This window comes from Streptomyces sp. NPDC001020, from assembly GCF_053599115.1.
In genome coordinates this window covers 40,792-59,649 of record NZ_JBSFLQ010000012.1, presented here as the reverse complement: position 1 = coordinate 59,649, position 18,858 = coordinate 40,792, and the positions used below count along the sequence as shown (strand labels likewise).

Genomic DNA, 18,858 nt, shown 5'->3' with positions numbered 1-18,858 from the left:
TGGCCAAGTGGAGCGCTGCGCCGACCCCCACTAACTTCGCTGACCCGTGATCCCTGACGGGTCAGCGCGCGGGGTCAGATGCTGGGGAACCTGAGGTCTACGGGGCGCAGATCTTTGCGTGGGATCGTTTGACCGCCTGCTGGCCTGCGGATGGCCTCTCCATCCTGCCCCAGTAGAGAGTTCGGACCGTGCCCCCCGCACCGCGGTATGCCTTGTCCCCCCAGCACGACACGCCTGCTATCCCAGGGGCGCCGACGAGGTGCGGTCGTAGCCGAAGTCATAGCAGGCCACTGCAAGCGACCACGTCCTGGGCGGCGGCCGGTCGCAGTGCCGGCCTCGGGGGACGGCCCGGGCGGCCTCCCTTCGATGGACCGGTCATCCGTGGCCGCCGAGCCCCGCGTCGCGGGCCAGCAGGGCGGCCTGGACGCGGTTGCCGCAGCCCAGAGCGTTGAGGATCCGGCTGACGTGTGCCTTGACGGTGCTCTCCCGCATTCCCAGCGCCGCCGCGATCTCCGCGTTGGATTCACCTTGCGCGAGCCGCGCGAGGACCTCCGTCTCACGGGGCGTCAGTCTCCCGATGCGGGCACGTGCGTCCAGCATGTCGGGGCGGGCGGCGCGGTGGAAGTGGTTGATCAGGTGACGGGCGGCGGCCGGGTGCAGCATGCCATGGCCGTCTGCCACCACATGGACCGCACGGATGATCTCGCGCGGTTCGGCGTCCTTGAGGAGGAAGCCGTCGGCGCCGGCGGCGAGCGCGTCGTACACGTACTCATCCAGGTCGAAGGTGGTCAGGATGATCACTCGCGGTGGATCCGGGAGCGCGCGCAGTCGGCGGGTCGCGGTGATGCCGTCCATGCGGGGCATCCGCACGTCGACCAGGGCGACGTCGACCCGGTGCAGGCTCGCCTGTTCGACCGCGGCCAGGCCGTCCGACGCCTCGGCGAGGACGGTCAGTCCCGGGTCGGTGGACAGCAGGTCGACAAGACCGAGCCGGACCAGGGCATCGTCGTCGACCACCAGAACCTTGATCACGAGACGGACCCCGGCGGGGGCACGGGGGGCCGCGCGGGCAGCCGGGCGGAGAGCCGCCAACCGGCACCGGAGGCACCGGTATGCAGATGACCGCCGAGCGCCGCGACCCGCTCTGCCAGACCGATCAGACCGTAGCCGCCAGGCGTCGCGGAACCATCGGCAACCGCCGGCTGCCCGATGGGTCCGGCGGGTCCGTTGACAACTTCCACCGTGGTGACAGGTGGACCGTAGTGCACGCTGACCGCGACAGATGCATCATGGGCATGCCTGCGGGCATTGGTCAGGGCCTCCTGTACGAGGCGGTGGACCGCCAGCCGGTGACTGGTGGACGTGCTCTCCACATCACCGGACACCACTGACTCGATCACCTGGCCAGCGGTCCTGGCCTCAGCAAGCAGTTCTTCCAGGTCCAGCAGGGCAGGCGCCGGGACCGATGGCTTGGACTCGGCCCCGTGGGGCCGGTCGGACCTCAGGGCACCCAGCACCTCGCGCAGATCGTCCAGCGCCTGCCCGGCCGTGCCGCGCAACAGAGCCAATCGCTCCACGCCGGCCTGTGACATCCCCACCTCGCGCAACTGAAGAACTCCCGCGTGCAGTGCCAGCAGACTCAGCCGGTGTGCGAGCACGTCGTGCATCTCACGGGCGATCCGTGCCCGCTCGGCCAACCGTGCCTGCTCAGCGCGTAGTTCGCGCTCCACCTGCAGCTGTTCCACCTGGTCCCGTAACGCGCCCAGCAGTTTGCGCCGACTGCCCGCCCACATACCAAGAGCCAGGGCCAGGGCCACCAGTACGGCATTACCGACTCCCGAGCCGGTCCAGGTGCTCAGCCGTCCCCACGAGAGCGGGCGTCCCAGCGCGAAGGCGAGAGCCAGCCAGGGAAGCCCGGCGCACGATGCGATTCCCAGACACACCCACACCGCCCGCAACCGGCCCCGCGAGGCGAAGTGATAGAGGGTCACCAACAACGGGAACACCGAGCCCAGTACGACCGCGGCCAACGCCAGGCCCGCCACCGCCCGCGGGAACCGGTGGCGGCCGAGCGCCCCGGCCGACGCGGCTGCCGCAACCCACGGCGCCGGGTCTGCCAGGGTGTCACCGGCCGCCCGATAGCCCTCCAGCGTGGCCAGCAGGGCGAGCACCACCGCCAATGGCAACTCAACCCACAGCGACACCTCGCGTTCTGCTCCGCGTATCACCTTGCCATACTAGGGACGGCACTGCCCCTGCACCTCCGACGAACGGACATCGCCACCCCCGACTTTCGTCGGGTGCCGCCGCCGCACATCGGCCGATTCCATGGCGCTGGGCGCTGCTTAGCGTCCAGCACATGGTTCTCTCCCCGACCCGCACCTCACCCCTCCGGCGAGCTTCGGCAACCCGACGTCTCGCCGACCGCCGACTGTTCCTCACCGAAACACTCCGGACGTTCCGTACGACCGGGGCCGTGACCCCCAGCAGCCGTCACCTCGCCGAGGCGCTCGCCGCGCCGTTGACCCACCGCACCGGGCAGCCGCGAACCGTGCTGGAGGTAGGTGCCGGAACCGGCGCGGTCTCCCGGGTACTGGCGGAGCTGCTCGGCCCCGAGGACACTCTCACTTTGGTCGAGGCCAACCCCCGCTTCGCCCGTCTGCTCGCGGCAGACCTGCGGACCGACCCGCGGCTGGCGGTCCACGGGGAACGCGTATCGTTGTTCGCCGCGCCAGTTGAGGAACTCCATCCCAAGGCGCGCTACGACGTGATCGTCTCTGGGTTGCCGTTCGCCAACTTCGATCCCGCCGAGGTTTCCGGTCTGCTCGCGCGCTACCTGTCCGCGCTCAAGCCTGGTGGACACCTGACGTACTTCGGCTACCGCGGCACCACCCGCCTCCGCGCGTTGGTGGGCACCTCCCAGAGCCTGGCTCGACACAACGGCGTCACCCATGTCCTCGACACCTTCCAACGGAACCATGACACCAGCTGCCGCACCGTCTGGGGCAATGTGCCACCGGCACGCGTGTGGCACCTTCGCGCCCCTCGGTGACGCCTCATCCGCTTCTCACTGCGAGCATCCGCGTTACAGGGTGACTCTCAAGGGCGATTACCGGATGCCATTTCGTTGCCAACTCCTGCTGTAGAGCCACGATCAGAGCGGCCTCGTGTCTGAGGACCACCGACACCAGCTTGAGGCAGTCACGCCGGCAGCGGGCGGAGTCGGCCGCTCCAGCGTTCGTCATCGACCTCTCCGGGACCTGTCACAGGGACACCAAAAGCGTTCTCTGCGAGCGTCAACACACTGTGACTAGGAGCAGCTTGACCACAGACGAGCCCAAGCGCTGAAATATGCTCAATCCGGCGCGAAGAAGGCAATCCAGGACATCTACAACGCCGAAGACCGCGGCCCCGCCGAGGCGGCGGTCAGAATGTTCGCCCAGCTATACGGCGCGAAGTTCCCCAAGGCGGTCAAGAAGGTCAGCCGCGGCCTAGCCGATCAAGAAGGTGGCATCGGGAGCAGCGTAGTCAACGGGACCGTCGAACCGCGCCGAGGCACGGGCCACCGCTTGCTGCGGCGTGAGGAAGCGGCCGACGTGCGTGACGATCAGTCGGCCCGCCCCGGCCGTGCTGGCTGTGTCGCCGGTGTCCTCGGGCGTGTGGTGCACCTGTTCGCCCTCGACTGGTGCCTGTGCGCTCTCGGCTTCGCACAACAGCGCGTCGCATCCCTCGGCCAGCTCCGTGAGGCTCGGGCACGGTGCCGTGTCTCCGGAGTACACCAGCGACTTGCCCGCCGCCTCAATGCGTACGGCGAAGGCCGGAATCCCGTGCGACACCGCCCGGCTGGTCAGCCGGAGCGAGCCAACGGCCGCCTGATGCCCGTCGTGCAACTCGGTTACCGTGAAGGCGGATTCGATCGGGCTGCGAGCCGGAGTGTTGGTGAGAAAATTGGCCAGCCGGTCGGCGATTCCAGGCGGACCGTAGAGAGGGATCGGCGCTGCGAGGTGAATGTCCGCGTACAGGGCTCCGTAGTAGGCGGTGAGCAGGTCCGCGCTGTGATCGGCGTGCAGATGCGAGATCCAAATCGCATCAAGTTCGTCCAGCCGCACATGACGCTGGAGCGGGCCGAGCGTCCCGCTGCCCGCGTCCACCCAGATACGGGTGTCCCCGCTCGACACCAGATAGCCGGAGCACGGATTGTCCACGCTCGGGTAGGGCGTCGCGCAGCCCAGGACCGTGAGATGAAGAAGTTCGTCGCTCATTCCAAGATGCTAGAACACATGATCCACAAGCCTTGACGATTTCTCCCCCGTGGGCTGAGGTGAACAGTGCCGACCGTGCCCACATGCACGTCAGAACCATTCCGAGATGGCCTTCACCCTGGCGTAAACGCCGGAGCACTGGCCAAGATCAAAAAGAGTAGATGGGAAAGTCTCCGTACCGGAGCGTTTCCAGGCCGCGGCTCACACCTGTAGTCGTCATACGGCGGATGCTGCCACGCCCGGCCGACACCCCACCCAGACTGAAGACCTTGGCAGATCGACTGCATCGGGTGTCTCTCTCCCAGGTCCTGACGTCGCTGCCCGGCGTCAGCGTCAGGACTGCAGCCGTTCTGTTGGTCACGGTCGGCGACGGCACCAACTCCCCACCGCCGCCCGCCTCGCCTCCCACGCCGGTCTCGTACCGGCCACCAAGCAGGCAGGCACCAGCGCGGCAGGACTTTCGCGGTCTACCAACGTCCTCCAAGCCTCAGCCCCGTCATCGCGAAAGCCCTCGGTTACGCGGCGGGCGCAGCAGGACGGCCGCCATTGCGGCGGTGACGACCAGGCCTACGGCGGCGAATGTCAGCACGACGGTAATACCGTGGTCGTAGGCCCGTTGTGCCGCGCGCAGCAGTGCCTGGGCGGTGTCGGACGGAAGGTCGGCCATGAGGTCCTCGGCGTTCGCGAACGATTCTTCGGCCGTCGCCCGCCCGTCCGGGCCGAGCCCCGGTACCTGGGGCAGGCCGGTTCGGTACACGGCCGTCAGGACGGTGCCGAGGACGGCAACGCCGAGCCCTGCGCCGAGTTCGAACGACGTCTCCTGGATGGCGGCCGCCTCCCCGGAGCGTTCCGGCTGTGCGGCGCTCATGATGGAATCGGCTCCCAGGGTCATCACGATGCCGGCCCCGTATCCCGCGCCCAGCAACGGCACGAGTAGTAATCCGTAATGGGCGGTGTCGCTGACGACGGCCATGGCGGCGAGGGCGGTGGCGAAGAGGGCGAGCGCCCCGGTGAGCGCCCACCGGTTACCCCATCGGCTTGCGGCCCAGGGCGCGGTGACCGCGCCGACGGCGTTGGCACCGGCCAGTGGCATCAGCGCGAGTCCGGCGCGCAGCGGCGAGTACTCGCCCACCTGCTGCAGCCACTGAGTGAGGAAGAACAGTAGGGCGACGTAAGAGCCGAAGCAGCCGATGACGCAAAGGGTGGCGGTGGTGAAGCGGCGTTCACGGAAGAGGGAGAAGTCCAGCAGCGGCTCGGTGATGCGTCGCTGACGGCGCACGAAGAGGTAGAGAAGGACGCTGCCGGCGACGGCCGTGGTGATGACGATGCCGTTTGCTCCGGCGTGCTCGCCTGCCTGCTTGAGCGCGTAGACCACGCCGGCAAGGCCGGTGAGGGACAGCGCCACACTGGCCAGGTCCCAACGTCGAGGAGCGGGGTTCCGGGACTCGGGGATGACCCGGGCGCCGACGGCCAGGATGACGGCGATGACGGGCACGTTGATCAGGAAGACCGCGCCCCAGCCCCACTTCACGGTGACCAGACCGCCGACCAGCGGACCGATCGTGGCGCCGACGCTGTGGGCGGCTGTCCAGATGCCGATGGCGACAGCCCGTTCGCGTTCGTCGGTGAAGACGACCCTGATGATCGCCACCGTGGATGCCATGAACATTGCCGCGCCCACTCCGAGCGCGGCGCGCGCGGCGATGAGTTGCGCCGTCGACGTCGAATAGGCGGCCGCCGCCGAAGCGAAGCCGAAGGTGACAAAGCCGCTGAGCACCATGCGGCGCCGCCCGATCCTGTCACCGAGCGTGCCGCAGGTCACGAGCAGGGCCGCGAGCGTGAGCGAGTAGACGTCGACGATCCACAGCAGCCCGGCGGGAGAGGGCTCGAGCTCCCGGCTCATGCTGGGTACAGCGACGTGCAGCACGGTGAGGTCGATACCGCACAACAGCAGGCTGCCCGAGACCACGGCCAGTACCAGCCACCGCTGACTGGGTGGGGCGGCCGAAGGCTCCGTATGCTCCGTCTCTTTCATTGCTCGCACCGGTACGGGTGCCTCTCCACTTGACATGGTCTCAGTTTCAAGACGTATCAACCTGGGTCACAAGTACGGTCTTTGGTGTCCCTTAGTGCCACGCTGTATACCAATGGAGGTCAGTCGTGCGTTCCAACGTCGAAGAAGCCCCGGATCACTGCGCGATCGAGTTCGCCATGGAGATGCTCGGGGGTCGTTGGAAACTGGCCATTCTCAAGCAGCTGGTCGTGGGCACTCATCGCTTCGGTGAACTCAGGCGGGCGCTGCCGGGCATCACCCAGCGCATGCTGACTCGCCAGCTACGGGAACTGGAAGCCGACGGCCTGGTGACGCGGACCGTGTACCGCGAGGTGCCGCCACGGGTCGAATACGCGCTCACTGACGTCGGGCACAGCCTGGAGTCCATCACGGAGGAGTTGGACAAGTGGGGCCGCTGGTACCGCGAGACAGTGCGCCGCGAGGGCACATCCAGCCCTCGCCGACGCGCGTGACCGTGGAAGGCATGGTGGGGGAACCGGTCGGACCGCCGTCAGCGGCGGCGCAGGAGTCGTTTGGGGTGCATGCCGACGAAAGGCGGATAGATGCTGTAGCCGAGCATTCGACGGAGATCCTCCGAGACCTTACGGATGACATCCATGCTGGTGAAGAGCGTGAATGCATCCCGCCTTCGTAGCCAGGGCTGACAACATGGGGCGGTGGCGGCCAGGAGTGGGGCTGAGCTGCGATTGACGCTGCCGCCGTGCCAGAGGGCACCGACGAACAGCACACAGGAGCCGGGGGCATGACTACGGTCAGGCGGGGGGTCAGCGTCGAGGGGTCTGCCGTCCTCCCATTTTGGGCAGTGCCCTGGCGACGTTCCGGGGACGCAGGTAGATGTCATAGCCGTAGGTCAGCCCCATACTCCCCCTCTGCTGGGCCGAACCACACCGTCGCAGGGACCCGCCCCCGGCGGAGCCTGCCAGTTTCGGAGAGGCGCACCGACCCGGCGCCACAGTCTTCCAGTTGCTCATTGCCTGTGGTCCACACCGGGTCGCCGAGCTGTGCTACGGTCTAGGCGTTGCAGTTGTGGTACCCATGAACCTATGTGCGCCTGACGGGAATGTTTCTCCTGCAGGCGCATTATTCGTTTTCCGGCATCTCCGGATGGGGCCTCTGCCTACAGAAGGAGAAGATCGTGGCACAGGGAACCGTGAAGTGGTTCAACTCCGAAAAGGGTTTCGGATTCATCGAGCAGGACGGCGGCGGTCCGGACGTCTTCGCCCACTACTCGAACATTGCGACGCAGGGCTTCCGTGAGCTCCAGGAGGGCCAGCGGGTCTCCTTCGACGTCACGCAGGGCCAGAAGGGCCCGCAGGCGGAGAACATCGTCCCCGCCTGATCGCCGGACGCGTATCTGCTCACCGGGGCCCGCACCGTCATGGTGCGGGCCCCGGTTTGTGTTGTTGTCGAACACGGCCCCAAAAAAGTTCCAGGCGTGCAGTGCGGGCCTTGCCGACTGCGGCCTTGGTCCGTGTTCACGCTGGACGTCGGATGCGACGTCCCGGAGAGGAATGGCCATGAAAACGCTGGTGCTGGGAAGGGCGCCCGCCAGGGTGGCGGAGGTGCTGGCCACGTTGCGTGCGGACGGCTTTGACGCGGAGGGAGTGAGTACCGACGACGAGGCGCGGAAGCTGTTGGAGACCGAGGAGTTCGGGGTGGTGATCGTTGGCGGGGGTGTGGGGCCGGACTCCCGCGCGGCGCTCAAGGAGTTCGCGGCGGAGCACCGTGTGCGGAGGGTGATCGACGGCGTGCTGACGGAGCCGGTCGACGCCTACGTGCGACGGGAGTTCGAGCCGTTGATCCGGGAGTCCGCCTCCCAGGGGTGACGGCCGTGATCCGCCTGGGCGTTGATCTGCCAGGGGCCGAGGTGCAGAACACCTCGCCGCCGACACTCGCACTGCTCTCCCTGGCCGTAGCCCATACCGGGCTGGTGTCGGCGAGATCCCGAACCCGCACCCAACTCTCCTCCCTCGCGCGTCCGTCGAGCTTCGACCCCTCGGGCGCAGCCTCGAAACGTGAGGCACGGGTTCCATCCGGCAGTCCTTGAAGAAGGACTGCACCATGCCGTATCGGCGTATTCACGCAATCCGGTAATTCACCCGGCGCGCCCCATGAACGCATGCCGGTGTTCGCCCAGAGGCGCACCGCCCTGCGCACGTGAAGGTGCACACCGCGCCGCACATCACGGTGCCGGGGCGGCCGATGGAAGGGGCACGAAGTCCGGGCCGTGCTCATTCGGTCGTAACGAATGGCACCTGTTTCGACATACCTCGACACTGCGGGTATGCGCGAGTACGAGAGCCCGCCCACGATCCGGATTCCGCTGCAGGATCAGCTGGCCAACGCGGTGTTCCGAGGCGACCGCCCCGAGTCTGTCCTGTTCGAGCGGCCAACGGGAAGTGGCTGGGAGCCCGTGACCGCGGCGCAGTTCGCAACCGAGGTGCGCGCCCTCGCGGCAGGCTTCCTCGCCGCCGGAATCCAGGCCGGCGACCGGGTCGCCCTACTGGTCGCGACGCGCTACGAATGGACTCTTACCGACTATGCCCTCTGGACGATCGGTGCGGTGCCGGTGCCGATCTACGACACCTCCTCGCCCGAGCAGATCCGGTGGGTACTGGAGGACTCCGAGGCCGTCGCGACGGTGGTCGAGACGTCTGAACACCGCCACCGCCTGGAGGAGGTCCACGAGGACCTTCCCGGGCTGGAGCGGGTGTGGCAGATCGACGCCGGTGACCTCTCCCGGTTGCGGCAGGAGGGCGCCGGAGTACCCGCCGCCCAGATCGACGAGCGTCGCGACGCGGTCCGCGCGGACGACACCGCCACCATCATCTACACCTCCGGCACCACCGGTCGGCCCAAGGGGTGCGTGCTCACCCACGGCAACCTTCTCTATGAAGCCCGTGCAGCGATCGCGGCGCTGCGGGAGATCTTCGGCCACGACGCCTCGACGGTGCTGTTCCTGCCGTTGGCGCACGTGTTCGCCCGGGTGATTCAGGTGGCCTGCGTCGAGCACGGCATCCGCCTGGCCCACACCCCCGACCTCGCTCGCCTGCCCGACCACCTGGCCGCCTTGCGGCCGACGTTCCTCCTGTCGGTGCCCAGGATGCTCGAAAAGGTCTACAGCCGCGCCCAGCAGCGCGCGCAGGCGCAGCGCCGCGGCGGCGTCTTCAAGCGGGCCGAACAGGTCGCCGTCCGGTACAGCCAGGCACTGGAGCAAGGGGGCCCCGGCCTGTGGCTCACCCTGGCCCATCGCTCGTTCGACCGGCTCGTCTACCGCGAGCTGCGGGCGGCTCTTGGTGGGCGGGTCGCCTACACCATCATCGGCGGGGCCCCGCTCGACGCCCGGCTCAGCCACTTCTACCGAGGCGTCGGCGTGACCGTGCTCGAGGGCTACGGGCTGACCGAGACCAGTGCCGCCGCCACCGTCAACCTGCCCTCCGCGGTCAAGATCGGTACGGTCGGGCAGCCGTTGCCCGGTGTCACGGTGCGGATCGCCGACGACGGTGAGATCCTGCTCCGTGGCCCGGTGGTGTTCCCCGGGTACTGGCGCAACGAACCCGTTACGAGAGAGACGCTGAGCGCTGATGGCTGGCTGCACACCGGAGATGTCGGCGCCCTGGACGACGACGGATTCCTGACCATCTCGGGCCGCAAGAAGGAGATCATCGTCACCGCCGGAGGGAAGAACGTCCTCCCAGCGGAGCTGGAGGACCGTCTGCGCACCCATCCTCTGATCAGCCAGGTGGTGGCCGTCGGCGATCAGCGCCCGTTCATTGCCGGCCTGATCACCCTCGATGAGGAAGAGCTGGCGGCCTGGAGGAAGAGCGCCGGCAAGTCGGCAGACGCTACCCCCGCCCAGCTTCGCGACGACCCCGACCTGCTCGCCCGGCTGCAGGCGGCGGTGGACGAGGCCAACGCAACCGTCAGCCCGGCCGAGCGGATGCGCAGGTTCAGGGTCTTGTCCGGCGACCTCAACGAGGCCAACGGCTATCTCACCCCGACCCTGAAGGTCCGGCGCAGTCGGGTGCTACGGGACTTCGCGGCGGACATCGACGTGCTGTACCAGTCGTGACGCCCCACTCCCTCCGAGGGCCCGTACGAGCGTGAGACGTGGGTTTTGCCATCGAGCGTGCGGGGATGGCGGTGAGGACCGCTGCGGCCGGTATGGGCGCGAGGGCGACGGCGAGCAGCCACCATGCGGGGGCATGGTCGGAGTGCCGACACCAAATACCACGTACAGGCAGATGCCCAGGGAGTGCCGGGCTGCTCGGGCGTGTCGATTCTGAGACATTGCCCGCGGGCGCTGAGGGGCAAGGATCGTGTTGACCGTGGTTCTGACGGAGAACACCCGCCAGACCATTAAGCAAGGCAAGGACGTTCAGGATGCGAAAGAACCCGAAAATCGCCGTCGCCGTCGCCGCTGCTGCGCTCACCGTTGCTGCTGGTACACACGTCGCGCAGGCGTCGCCCGCAACGGCTGACAGCCTCGCCCCTTCGGCCTGCCGGCCGGCCAACCACACCGCGAAGATCACCGACGCGCCCGCCAGTTCAGGACACCGCCACTACCGCGTGACGCTGACCGCACCACGCGGATATCAGCCGTGCACGCTGGCCGGCTCGCCCACCAACGTGCAGTTCACGAACCACGGCTCGACGATCAAAGTCACCGCCGGCCGTTATGGCAACCAGACATCCGCGGTGACCTTCGGCCCGGGTCACCCGGCACACTTCGACATCCAGGTTCCCAGTAGCGGCCGCAGCACGGCAGCGGACGAGGCATCGTTCACGCTTCAGGCCCCGGACGGGGAGATTCCCGGCACGTCCGTGGCCCAGGGCAAGCTCAAGGTGGCCGCCGGCACCCTCGTCGGCCCCCTCCAGCGCGGCGCCTGACCTCCTTCCCACACCCCGGTGCATCCCACGCCAGTGTCACTATGGCGGGGCGTACCGGGGCTTTCCTGCGCACATATCGGGTCTTCGAGAGCAGCGGGCCGGAAGCGATCCTGAGGGTGGCGGGGCGAGCAAGAGGTGGACGACCTGGTCGGGGAGGACACCCGGACGGGGTCGTCGACGCCGCCTCACAACCCGTTGCCATCACCGGCGTTGAGGCCGCGGCGGCGGACAGGCCCCCTTGATGGCGGCGCGGGGACCGCCTCCGGCGGTGCCGCGTGTGCCCGGCGGACAGGTACGCCCCGTTGAGCGGAAGCAAGCACCCCGGATACCGTGCGCCGCACCATCCGCGACGCATGGGGGTCACACACATGTCCGCACCAACCGGACGGCCTCGCGGGTGCGGGATGTCCTCGCTCGGGCCCCCTACCAGGGCACCGTGACGGTGACGGCCGAGCCGTCCGCACTGCCGCCGGGCGGGAACGCGCGTCTGGCCGCCACCTTCCGGAACATCAACGGGCTACGCGCGACGGGCCGTGTCGATTTCACGCTCAAGGGCATCGACGCGGTGCCCGAGCAGGGCACGATGCTGCCGCGCGTGGCGGCGGCCGGCCAGGGCACGGTCTCCTGGCAGGCGAGCACACCGGCCGTGCCTCTCGACAAGCCACTGCGCCCACTGCCATACACGATCGACGTGCAGTACGGGCCGCAGGGCGAGAAGCGGATCACTTACCAGCACCGGGGTACGCTCTTCGAGGCGGTCCCACTGGCCGAGGGCTGGCGAACATACAGCAACAACGCGGCTGTCTTCGGGCAGTTGAAGGACCGGTTCGCGATCGACGGCGGCGGCACCGACCTGTGGAAGGCCACGACGGAGTTCGCCACCGCGTACCGCGAGGGCACCTTCCGCGACGGTTCATCGGTGGTGCTGCGGGTGGACACGCAGGCGGTGACCGGCGCGTGGGCGCGGTCCGGGATCGTCGTCCGCAACTCCCTCGACGTTCCAGGGTCGTTGGGCTTCCTGAACCTGGCCGTGACACCGTCGAACGGGGTGGTCCTGTCGCACGACACGAACGGCGACGGCACGCTGGACACGTACAAGCGGATCACCGGGATCAAGGCACCGGTGCTGCTGCGGCTGAGCCGGTCCGGCGGCGCGTACACCGGTGCGTGCTCCACGGACGGCGGGGCCACGTGGCAGACCGTCGCGACGGTGCCGGTGCCCGGCGCCGTGGCGGCGCAGGACGTGGGCCTGTTCATGACGGCGACCAACGGCGGAAGCGGGGCGCGCGGCACCGTCGAGTTCAGCGACTGGACGCTCAGCTAGGCGGCCGGAGGCGGTCGCCTTGGACCGTCAGCGGCAGCGGGCGCGGCCCCGCTGCCGCACGGCGACCACGCCCGCGGCTATCCCCGGGGCGGCGGGGACAGCCTGTCGTGGTGGCTTTCGTTTGGCGCGCGGGACCGGTTCGGCGCCTCGGCAACTCCGCGGGCGGCTCAGTTGTCACCCGACGTCCGCGCATCACCTTCGGGCTCGCTGCGGGCATGGTTGGGTCCCGGGGACCACTGGGGCGCGACGGATGGCGGTCGGATCCGCCTGGGGGAAATGAGCGGCAGAGTCCCAAGTCCCCTTGGTACGGTGCACCGATGTCAGCGATCAAGAAGTTCCAAGTCACCTTTGACTGCGCAGAACCTGAGCGCCTCGCTCGTTTCTGGTGCGAGGTGTTGGGATACGTCATACCGCCGCCACCGGAGGGGTTCGGCACCTGGGACGATTTCAAACGCACCCTCCCTCCTGAGGAGCAGGATTCATGGTTCGCCTGCAGTGATCCCTCAGGTGTGGGCCCGCGCCTGTACTTCCAGCGCATCCCCGAAGGCAAGATCGTCAAGAACCGGGTGCATCTCGACGTCCGGGTCGGCACCGGGCTCGTGGGGGACGAGCGCCTCGCCGCGCTCGAAGCCGAGTGCGCACGACTGGTCGCGCTCGGCGCCACCCACGTGCAAACGCTGTATGCCGATGAGGAAAACGAGTCGTGCATCCCGATGCTGGACATCGAGGGCAACGAATTCTGTCTCGACTGAGCATTCCCGGAGCGGGGGGGGCGGGGAGCCGCCTCCCCGGGGCCTCGCTGGTCCCGTATGGGGCGGGAGTTACCCCGTGAAGCGAAGGGACAGGCGCCCGGGCTCACATTCGAGGTACTCGTGGCAATTCTGACCGGCACGACTACAGGACGCGAAGTGAAGGGAACGCTCGACTCGATCCACGTGTGCAACGAGGGCGACGAGTTCATGGTCGCCGAGGCCACCGGTGCCATCGAAGACATCTCCCGTTACCTCAAGGACACCCGCGCAAGCGAGCCGAGCTATCCCACCCGCCCTGTCCTCGTTCCCGGAGACCGTGCGCTACGCACCCGACAGGACGCGGCCGCAGCACGGCGTCGGCGTCGCCCCCGGGGTCTGGGGACAATTCGTCGCCCTCGCCCCATGAACCGGCATCACATGGCGTCGAACTGCCGGTAGCTTCACGAGCCGCGACACGTGACCGAGCTGCACGCGCTACGCGGCCCACCGTACGGCCCTGCGCGTGACGCGCTCCTCGGGCACCCCGGCCCCAGCCCGCTCGGCAAGACCGAAAGAGCCTGCGGCAGCGCGCCGAAGTGCAAGCGGCACGATGACCGCTCCATACCTTGTCGGCGATCAGGCCTCTGGGTGGGCGCCACGTGCGGCGCCCGCCGATGCGGCCACCACGCACAGCACCGCGACCCACTGCAACCAGTGCAGTGACTCCCCGAGCACGACAAGACCGATGAGGGCCGCCATCGCCGGTTCGAGACTCATGAGAATGCCGAACACGCGCGGTGGAACCTTGCGTAGCGCTTCCAGATCCAGCGAGTACGGGATCACTGACGACAACAGCGCCACACCTAGCCCCGCAACCAGGACCCATGGCTGCAGCAGCGCCGTTTTGCTGTCAGCCACCCCGAACGGCACAACCACCAGTGCTGCGACCGCCATTCCCAAAGCCAGGCCATTGCCTTCAGTGGTATGGCGGCCCAACGCCGCGCCGACCAGGATGTACATGCCCCAGCACGCTCCTGCGGCGAGGGCGAGCAGCAATCCTGCGAGGTTGAGGTCGCCGCGTCCCTCCATGAGCAGCACCACACCGCCTGCCGCGAGCACGGCCCAGAAAGCGTCCAGCCATCGCCTCGACGTGGCCAGAGCCACCCCGAGCGGCCCGAGGAACTCGATGGTCACCGCGATCCCCAGCGGGATCCGGGCCAGCGCCAGGTAGAAGCACAGGTTCATCAAACCGAGAATCACGCCGTAGCCGAGCACTACCGTCCACGCGCGACCCTTCATGCGCAACGATGGCCGCCACAACAGCATCAGCGCCACCGCCGCGAAGGAAAGCCGCAAGGCGACCGTCCCGAAACTCCCCACCGCGGTGAACAGGTGCTTGGCCAATGCCGAGCCCACCTGAACGCTGACGATGCCCAGTAGTACCAATGCGGTCGGCGGGATCGTACCGAAGGTACGTCCGGCCACCGCGGTCAGGGAATCCCGTGGGGGCCGGCGGCGTTCAGCCCTGTCGACGTTCATGGTGACCATGCGTGGATTCTCGACCGCCGGTCGCCGTGCGTCACATGATTTTCCACGACTCCGCAACGCGAACCTGCCTACGCACGCGTTTACTTCGAGTCGGCCCACTCAGGAACGCCCGGGTCGGGAAGCGGACCGAGGTACTTCACGTGCCCGTCCAGCTGGCACGGACAGCGGTACCAACGGCAGACGCCAGTAACCAGCGCCCCGGGCTTCCCACCCTGTTTGGCCACCGGAACTGTAAATCGTGCCGTCCCGATCTTGCCGTGTGGGTCACGAAAAACGGCTTCGCCAGACGGGTCGCCGGAAGTACGGCGTGGCGTCCTTACAGCTCGACACTCTCGCCGGGGCGAAGCCGCCGGATGTCGGCACCTGCCCGCTTGGCCTCCATCTCAAGAACGTCGTCCAGAACCATCAGGCCCCACTCATTGATGAGCCCGTCATGAATGGCGTAGGCACGGCGCGGTGCCATCCGACGCAGGTAGTCGATCATGTCAGGCACCGTCAGCCACGGTGCCTGACCAGGCAGCAAGAGCGTCGGCACGTCGACCACCGTCAGTGCGTCGCCCGGGTGGAAGACCTCTCCGTCGATCAGGATCCGACGTTGTCGACCGGCGGCACATCCGGGTGGCTGAAGTGATGCTTGTCACCCGCCACCGACACCTCGAAACCCGCGACGGAGAACCTGTCACCGTCACTGACCACCCGCACGTTCTGGCCGAACCCGCTCAGACGCCGGGCGACCCCGGCACAGGTGTAGATGGGCGACTCGCATCCGTGCAGGCGTTCCGGGTCGAAGTGATCGAAGTGTTCATGCGTGATGAAGACGGCCTCGACCCCCGCCAGCGCGTCAGGCTCGACAGTCATCACACCAGGGTCGATGACGATCGCCCGGCCGTCTTGCTGGAGCCGTACGCATGCATGCCCGAACTTGGTGATCCTCATGGCCTTCACCCTGCCGAAAAACCGGCAGAGCGATACCTGCGTTCACGGCTGGCTGAAAGCTCCAAATGGCTTGGTGGCGAAGGTCGTTGCCCTTGTCGCGGGCAGGTGCGGGACACGACGAACACCCCACGCCACAGATACAGGGCCGCGAGCCGCCCCCGCCGAGTCCATGGCCATCTTGGCGATTGACGCCAGATTCGTGCGGGCCGACCGCGGTAACCAGGACCTCGTGGTGACGCTCGGCGGCACAACGGGCTGCGGCATCAGGATGAGGTCGCGTGACCGTCACCACAAGAAGTCAAGGCGGCCAGGTAGTCGTCAAGGAGCTCTGTCTGGCGGTCGGGCGGGAACGTCTCGGGGGCGAACAGGGCCTGCACGACCAGGCCGAGCACGAAGGACTGGGCACCGGATGCGATGCGGGCCGCATCACCGGGGGGCAGTTCACCCAGCTGCTGGGCTGCGGCGACCAGGTCGCGCAGCTTGTCGCGGCTTCGCGCGTACTTGCGGGCATAGTCGGCGCTCAGCTCGGGGTCGGCGAGCGCGGTGTCCCAGGAAGACACCCAGATCCGGTTGCTGACGGTGGCCTCGCCTGTCAGCGGCAGGATGTCCAGCAATGCCGCTCTCACGGCCGACAGGCCTGGGCCAGCGGTACGCCGGGGACGGGAGGCACTGCGCGCTTCGAGCAGGTCGAGGGCGTATGCGACCAGGTCGCGCTTGGCGGGGAAGTAGTGGGTGAGCAGGCCGGTGGTCGCGCCGAGTTCTGCGGCGACGGCGCGCATGGTCAGTCCGCCGAAGCCGTGCGCGGCCAGCACTCGCCAGACCGCCTCGGAGACGTCGCGCCGTCGGGCTTCGTGGTCCCCCTTGGTACGTGGCATGCTGCTACCGTACATAACCATAACGCTTGTTGTGTGAATGGGGTCATCATGTTCTCCCTCCCGCTGCGGGACGACGCCTTCCTGCGTCCCCTCGAGATATGGCACGCCGAGGAGTTCGCCGCCCACATGGACCGGGCCCGCGAGCACATCCGGCCATGGGTCGGGCCGGCGTTCGTCACCGACGACCTCGAGGGTGGGCGGGCCACGTTGCGCCGCTACGCCGAGCGCCAGGCCGCGGACGGCGCCCGCATCTACGGCATCTGGCTCGACGGCGCGCTGGTCGGCGGCGTGATGTTCGTGGACTTCGACGCCGCCTCGGGTTCGTGCGAGATCGGTTGCTGGCTGGAGCCGGCCGCCGAGGGCCACGGCCTGATCACCCAGGCGTGCCACACCTTGCTGGAGTGGGCGTTCACCTCCCGGGGCGTGCACCGTGCCGAGTGGCACTGCAGAGCCGACAACGAGCGCAGCTCCGCTGTGGCCAGGAGGCTGGGCATGACTTGCGAGGGCGTGCGGCGCGAGTACTGGCCTTATGACGGTATCCGTCACGACAAGGAGATCTGGGCCATCCTCGCCCCCGAGTGGCGCGCCTGTCGCCAGGTGACCCCGGCCCCCCTGCCCGCGTAGGCCGGTGACCACCGGTCACCGCGGTGGGCCGTGACGTGAATGCGGCGGGGAAGCCCGTGGCGGCCGGGATGCCGCCTCCGCCCCGCGGGCGACCGCTGAGATTCCGCGCCCTTGAGGCGGGGGAGAAAGTCAATCCGTGGTGGCTGCCCGGGGACCGCAGTTCGGGCGGCGCAACAGAGCCCGCTTCGAACGCGGCCAGCTCGTCTAACGCCCCGCCGCCGTGGCAACATGACCCGCCTCAGCCAAGCGCCCATGGAGACATCTGCCATGTCCGACCTCGACAGCCAGGTTCCCTACTGGGATGCCGCCGCGGCCACGAAGACGTTCACCCACCCGCTCCATCTGCCCTGGCTCGACGGGATCAGCAGGCACGCCGCGATCCTCGACTACGGATGCGGATACGGCCGCATCATGAAGGAGCTCGAACAGCACGGCTTCGGCAACCTCAGGGGCGTCGACGCCTCACCAGGCATGATCAGTCGGGCACGCGACCTGCACCCCACCATGCGGTTTGCCGCCCTGGACGCACCACCAGGCTCGCCCTATCCAGACGCAGGCTTCGACGCCGTTCTGCTGTTCGCCGTGCTCACCTGCGTCCCCGGCGATGAAGCCCAGCACCGGTTGATCGCCGAGCTGAACCGCATCCTCAAGCCCGGCGGCATCCTCTACATCAGCGATCTTCTGCTGCAAGACGACGAGCGCAACCGCAACCGTTACGGCCGCCATGCTGATCACTACGGCAGCTATGGCGCGTTCGAAACCGGCGACGGTGCGGTCTGCCGCCACCACCCCCGAGAGTGGCTCTCCACCCTGCTCGCCAGGTTCCAGACCCTCGACACCCGGACCATCACGGTGCCCACCATGAACGGTCACGAGTCAACCGGGATCCAGATCCTCGCCGGCAAGCCCACAACGCCATGAGCGCAGCTCAGATCCACAGGCATTGACAATTACTCCCTTGAGGCGCTGAACGTACAAGGAGACCCTGTACTTCACTTGCGCTGGTGCAGCGGCGAGAAAGGAGGCCGGACCTGGGCGGGAACCGAATCAGTGGTGACACCGTTGAAGGCCCAACTGAGCTACTGGAAGGCACTTTCATGAGGAAAGCCCGCACGTACCTGCTCATCGCCTCCGCTGGGCTTGTCCTCGCTGCGGTCAGCTGCGAGGCAGGGTCCGCACCGAGCGCCGGAGGGGGTGCCAAGGCAAGGGCGGCTCGATGGTCCGAACCGGACCGGTACTCCTTCCGGCTTCTCTCCGAGTCCGGCGAACGGAGTGGCCTCGGGCAGTACCGGATCACGGTGGAGGACGGAAAGGTCGTCAAAATGATCGGCCTCGATGAGCAGGCCCGGCGTACCGTCGAGGAGAATCCACGGGACGTCCCGACACTCGGCGGTCTCCTTACCAAGGTTCAGGAGGCACATGCAGGCCAGGCCGATGTCGCCCATGCAACATTTGCCGCAGACGGGCACCCCACTGAGGTCCACATCGACTGGCAGAAGAATTCCGTCGATGACGAGGCGGACTACTTCATCACTGAGTACCGTGAACTCCCGTGATCACGCGAGCTGCGGACATCCGTACTCTTCGCGTAGTC

19 protein-coding genes and 3 pseudogenes are annotated in these 18,858 nt (G+C 67.8%); 13 read left to right on the top strand and 9 right to left on the bottom strand.

All coding sequences use genetic code 11. The features are described from left to right. Window positions 1-103: 103 nt before the first annotated feature. The 3 genes and pseudogenes from ACWDEX_RS14015 to ACWDEX_RS14005 form a co-directional block, all read right to left on the bottom strand. Window positions 104-238 (bottom strand): annotated as a pseudogene (locus ACWDEX_RS14015) (IS5/IS1182 family transposase); the annotation flags it as partial. A 137-nt stretch (window positions 239-375) separates the two neighbouring features. Then, window positions 376-1,032, bottom strand: coding sequence for a response regulator (locus ACWDEX_RS14010; RefSeq protein WP_450463542.1), 657 nt, complete (start codon window positions 1,030-1,032; stop codon window positions 376-378). Beyond that, complete coding sequence (locus ACWDEX_RS14005) at window positions 1,029-2,228, bottom strand: sensor histidine kinase (RefSeq protein ID WP_450463541.1); 1,200 nt, start codon at window positions 2,226-2,228, stop codon at window positions 1,029-1,031. The genes ACWDEX_RS14010 and ACWDEX_RS14005 overlap by 4 nt, the downstream gene beginning before the upstream one ends. 248 nt (window positions 2,229-2,476) lie before the next feature. Here ACWDEX_RS14005 and ACWDEX_RS14000 point away from each other — a divergent pair, with 248 nt between their 5' ends. Both ACWDEX_RS14000 and ACWDEX_RS13995 read left to right on the top strand, forming a co-directional pair. After that, a complete protein-coding gene (locus tag ACWDEX_RS14000) occupies window positions 2,477-3,052 on the top strand; it encodes a class I SAM-dependent methyltransferase (RefSeq protein WP_450463540.1) in 576 nt (191 codons plus the stop codon). Between the two features lie 295 nt (window positions 3,053-3,347). Then, a pseudogene (locus ACWDEX_RS13995) lies at window positions 3,348-3,485 on the top strand (IS256 family transposase); the annotation flags it as partial. A gap of 6 nt (window positions 3,486-3,491) precedes the next feature. Here the strand turns inward: ACWDEX_RS13995 and ACWDEX_RS13990 are convergent. After that, window positions 3,492-4,262, bottom strand: a complete 771-nt coding sequence (locus ACWDEX_RS13990) for an MBL fold metallo-hydrolase (protein ID WP_450463539.1) — start codon at window positions 4,260-4,262, stop codon at window positions 3,492-3,494. A gap of 296 nt (window positions 4,263-4,558) precedes the next feature. On the opposite strand from ACWDEX_RS13990, the pseudogene ACWDEX_RS13985 reads away from it, so the two are divergent. Continuing rightward, a pseudogene (locus ACWDEX_RS13985) lies at window positions 4,559-4,719 on the top strand (transposase); the annotation flags it as partial. A gap of 39 nt (window positions 4,720-4,758) precedes the next feature. Here ACWDEX_RS13985 and ACWDEX_RS13980 read toward each other — a convergent pair. Then, entirely contained in the window at window positions 4,759-6,297 is a 1,539-nt protein-coding gene (locus tag ACWDEX_RS13980) for an MFS transporter (protein WP_450463538.1), read from the bottom strand. 125 nt (window positions 6,298-6,422) lie between these two features. Here ACWDEX_RS13980 and ACWDEX_RS13975 point away from each other — a divergent pair, with 125 nt between their 5' ends. The 7 genes from ACWDEX_RS13975 (at window position 6,423) to ACWDEX_RS13945 (ending at window position 13,302) form a co-directional block, all read left to right on the top strand. Further along, window positions 6,423-6,788, top strand: a complete 366-nt coding sequence (locus ACWDEX_RS13975) for a winged helix-turn-helix transcriptional regulator (RefSeq protein ID WP_450463536.1) — start codon at window positions 6,423-6,425, stop codon at window positions 6,786-6,788. Between the two features lie 683 nt (window positions 6,789-7,471). After that, complete coding sequence (locus ACWDEX_RS13970) at window positions 7,472-7,675, top strand: cold-shock protein (protein ID WP_007502648.1); 204 nt, start codon at window positions 7,472-7,474, stop codon at window positions 7,673-7,675. Between the two features lie 178 nt (window positions 7,676-7,853). Beyond that, window positions 7,854-8,162: a hypothetical protein gene (locus tag ACWDEX_RS13965; RefSeq protein WP_450463535.1), complete on the top strand. Its 309-nt coding sequence runs from the start codon at window positions 7,854-7,856 to the stop codon at window positions 8,160-8,162. A 458-nt stretch (window positions 8,163-8,620) separates the two neighbouring features. After that, window positions 8,621-10,408 carry an AMP-dependent synthetase/ligase gene (locus tag ACWDEX_RS13960; RefSeq protein ID WP_450463534.1) on the top strand — a complete coding sequence of 596 codons (1,788 nt, stop codon included), beginning with the start codon at window positions 8,621-8,623 and terminating at the stop codon, window positions 10,406-10,408. A gap of 311 nt (window positions 10,409-10,719) precedes the next feature. Further along, window positions 10,720-11,226: a DUF4232 domain-containing protein gene (locus ACWDEX_RS13955; RefSeq protein ID WP_450463532.1), complete on the top strand. Its 507-nt coding sequence runs from the start codon at window positions 10,720-10,722 to the stop codon at window positions 11,224-11,226. Between the two features lie 397 nt (window positions 11,227-11,623). Beyond that, window positions 11,624-12,550, top strand: coding sequence for a hypothetical protein (locus ACWDEX_RS13950; RefSeq protein ID WP_450463531.1), 927 nt, complete (start codon window positions 11,624-11,626; stop codon window positions 12,548-12,550). A gap of 317 nt (window positions 12,551-12,867) precedes the next feature. Further along, complete coding sequence (locus tag ACWDEX_RS13945; protein ID WP_450463530.1) at window positions 12,868-13,302, top strand: VOC family protein; 435 nt, start codon at window positions 12,868-12,870, stop codon at window positions 13,300-13,302. A 615-nt stretch (window positions 13,303-13,917) separates the two neighbouring features. Here the strand turns inward: ACWDEX_RS13945 and ACWDEX_RS13940 are convergent. From ACWDEX_RS13940 to ACWDEX_RS13925, 4 genes are all read right to left on the bottom strand, one after another. Continuing rightward, on the bottom strand, window positions 13,918-14,829 hold the full coding sequence (locus ACWDEX_RS13940; RefSeq protein ID WP_450463529.1) for an EamA family transporter: 912 nt from the start codon (window positions 14,827-14,829) through the stop codon (window positions 13,918-13,920). Window positions 14,830-15,145: 316 nt separating this feature from the next. Continuing rightward, window positions 15,146-15,313 (bottom strand): hypothetical protein, encoded by a 168-nt coding sequence (locus ACWDEX_RS13935; protein ID WP_450463528.1) that lies wholly within the window; start codon window positions 15,311-15,313, stop codon window positions 15,146-15,148. Between the two features lie 98 nt (window positions 15,314-15,411). After that, window positions 15,412-15,765 carry an MBL fold metallo-hydrolase gene (locus ACWDEX_RS13930; RefSeq protein ID WP_450463527.1) on the bottom strand — a complete coding sequence of 118 codons (354 nt, stop codon included), beginning with the start codon at window positions 15,763-15,765 and terminating at the stop codon, window positions 15,412-15,414. A gap of 263 nt (window positions 15,766-16,028) precedes the next feature. After that, window positions 16,029-16,640, bottom strand: a complete 612-nt coding sequence (locus ACWDEX_RS13925) for a TetR/AcrR family transcriptional regulator (RefSeq protein WP_450463525.1) — start codon at window positions 16,638-16,640, stop codon at window positions 16,029-16,031. 48 nt (window positions 16,641-16,688) lie between these two features. On the opposite strand from ACWDEX_RS13925, the gene ACWDEX_RS13920 reads away from it, so the two are divergent. The 3 genes from ACWDEX_RS13920 (at window position 16,689) to ACWDEX_RS13910 (ending at window position 18,820) form a co-directional block, all read left to right on the top strand. Further along, on the top strand, window positions 16,689-17,264 hold the full coding sequence (locus ACWDEX_RS13920; protein WP_450463524.1) for a GNAT family N-acetyltransferase: 576 nt from the start codon (window positions 16,689-16,691) through the stop codon (window positions 17,262-17,264). Between the two features lie 267 nt (window positions 17,265-17,531). Then, window positions 17,532-18,185 carry a class I SAM-dependent methyltransferase gene (locus ACWDEX_RS13915; protein WP_450463523.1) on the top strand — a complete coding sequence of 218 codons (654 nt, stop codon included), beginning with the start codon at window positions 17,532-17,534 and terminating at the stop codon, window positions 18,183-18,185. A gap of 83 nt (window positions 18,186-18,268) precedes the next feature. After that, window positions 18,269-18,820 carry a DUF6174 domain-containing protein gene (locus ACWDEX_RS13910; protein WP_450463522.1) on the top strand — a complete coding sequence of 184 codons (552 nt, stop codon included), beginning with the start codon at window positions 18,269-18,271 and terminating at the stop codon, window positions 18,818-18,820. The last annotated feature ends 38 nt before the right edge of the window (window positions 18,821-18,858 follow it).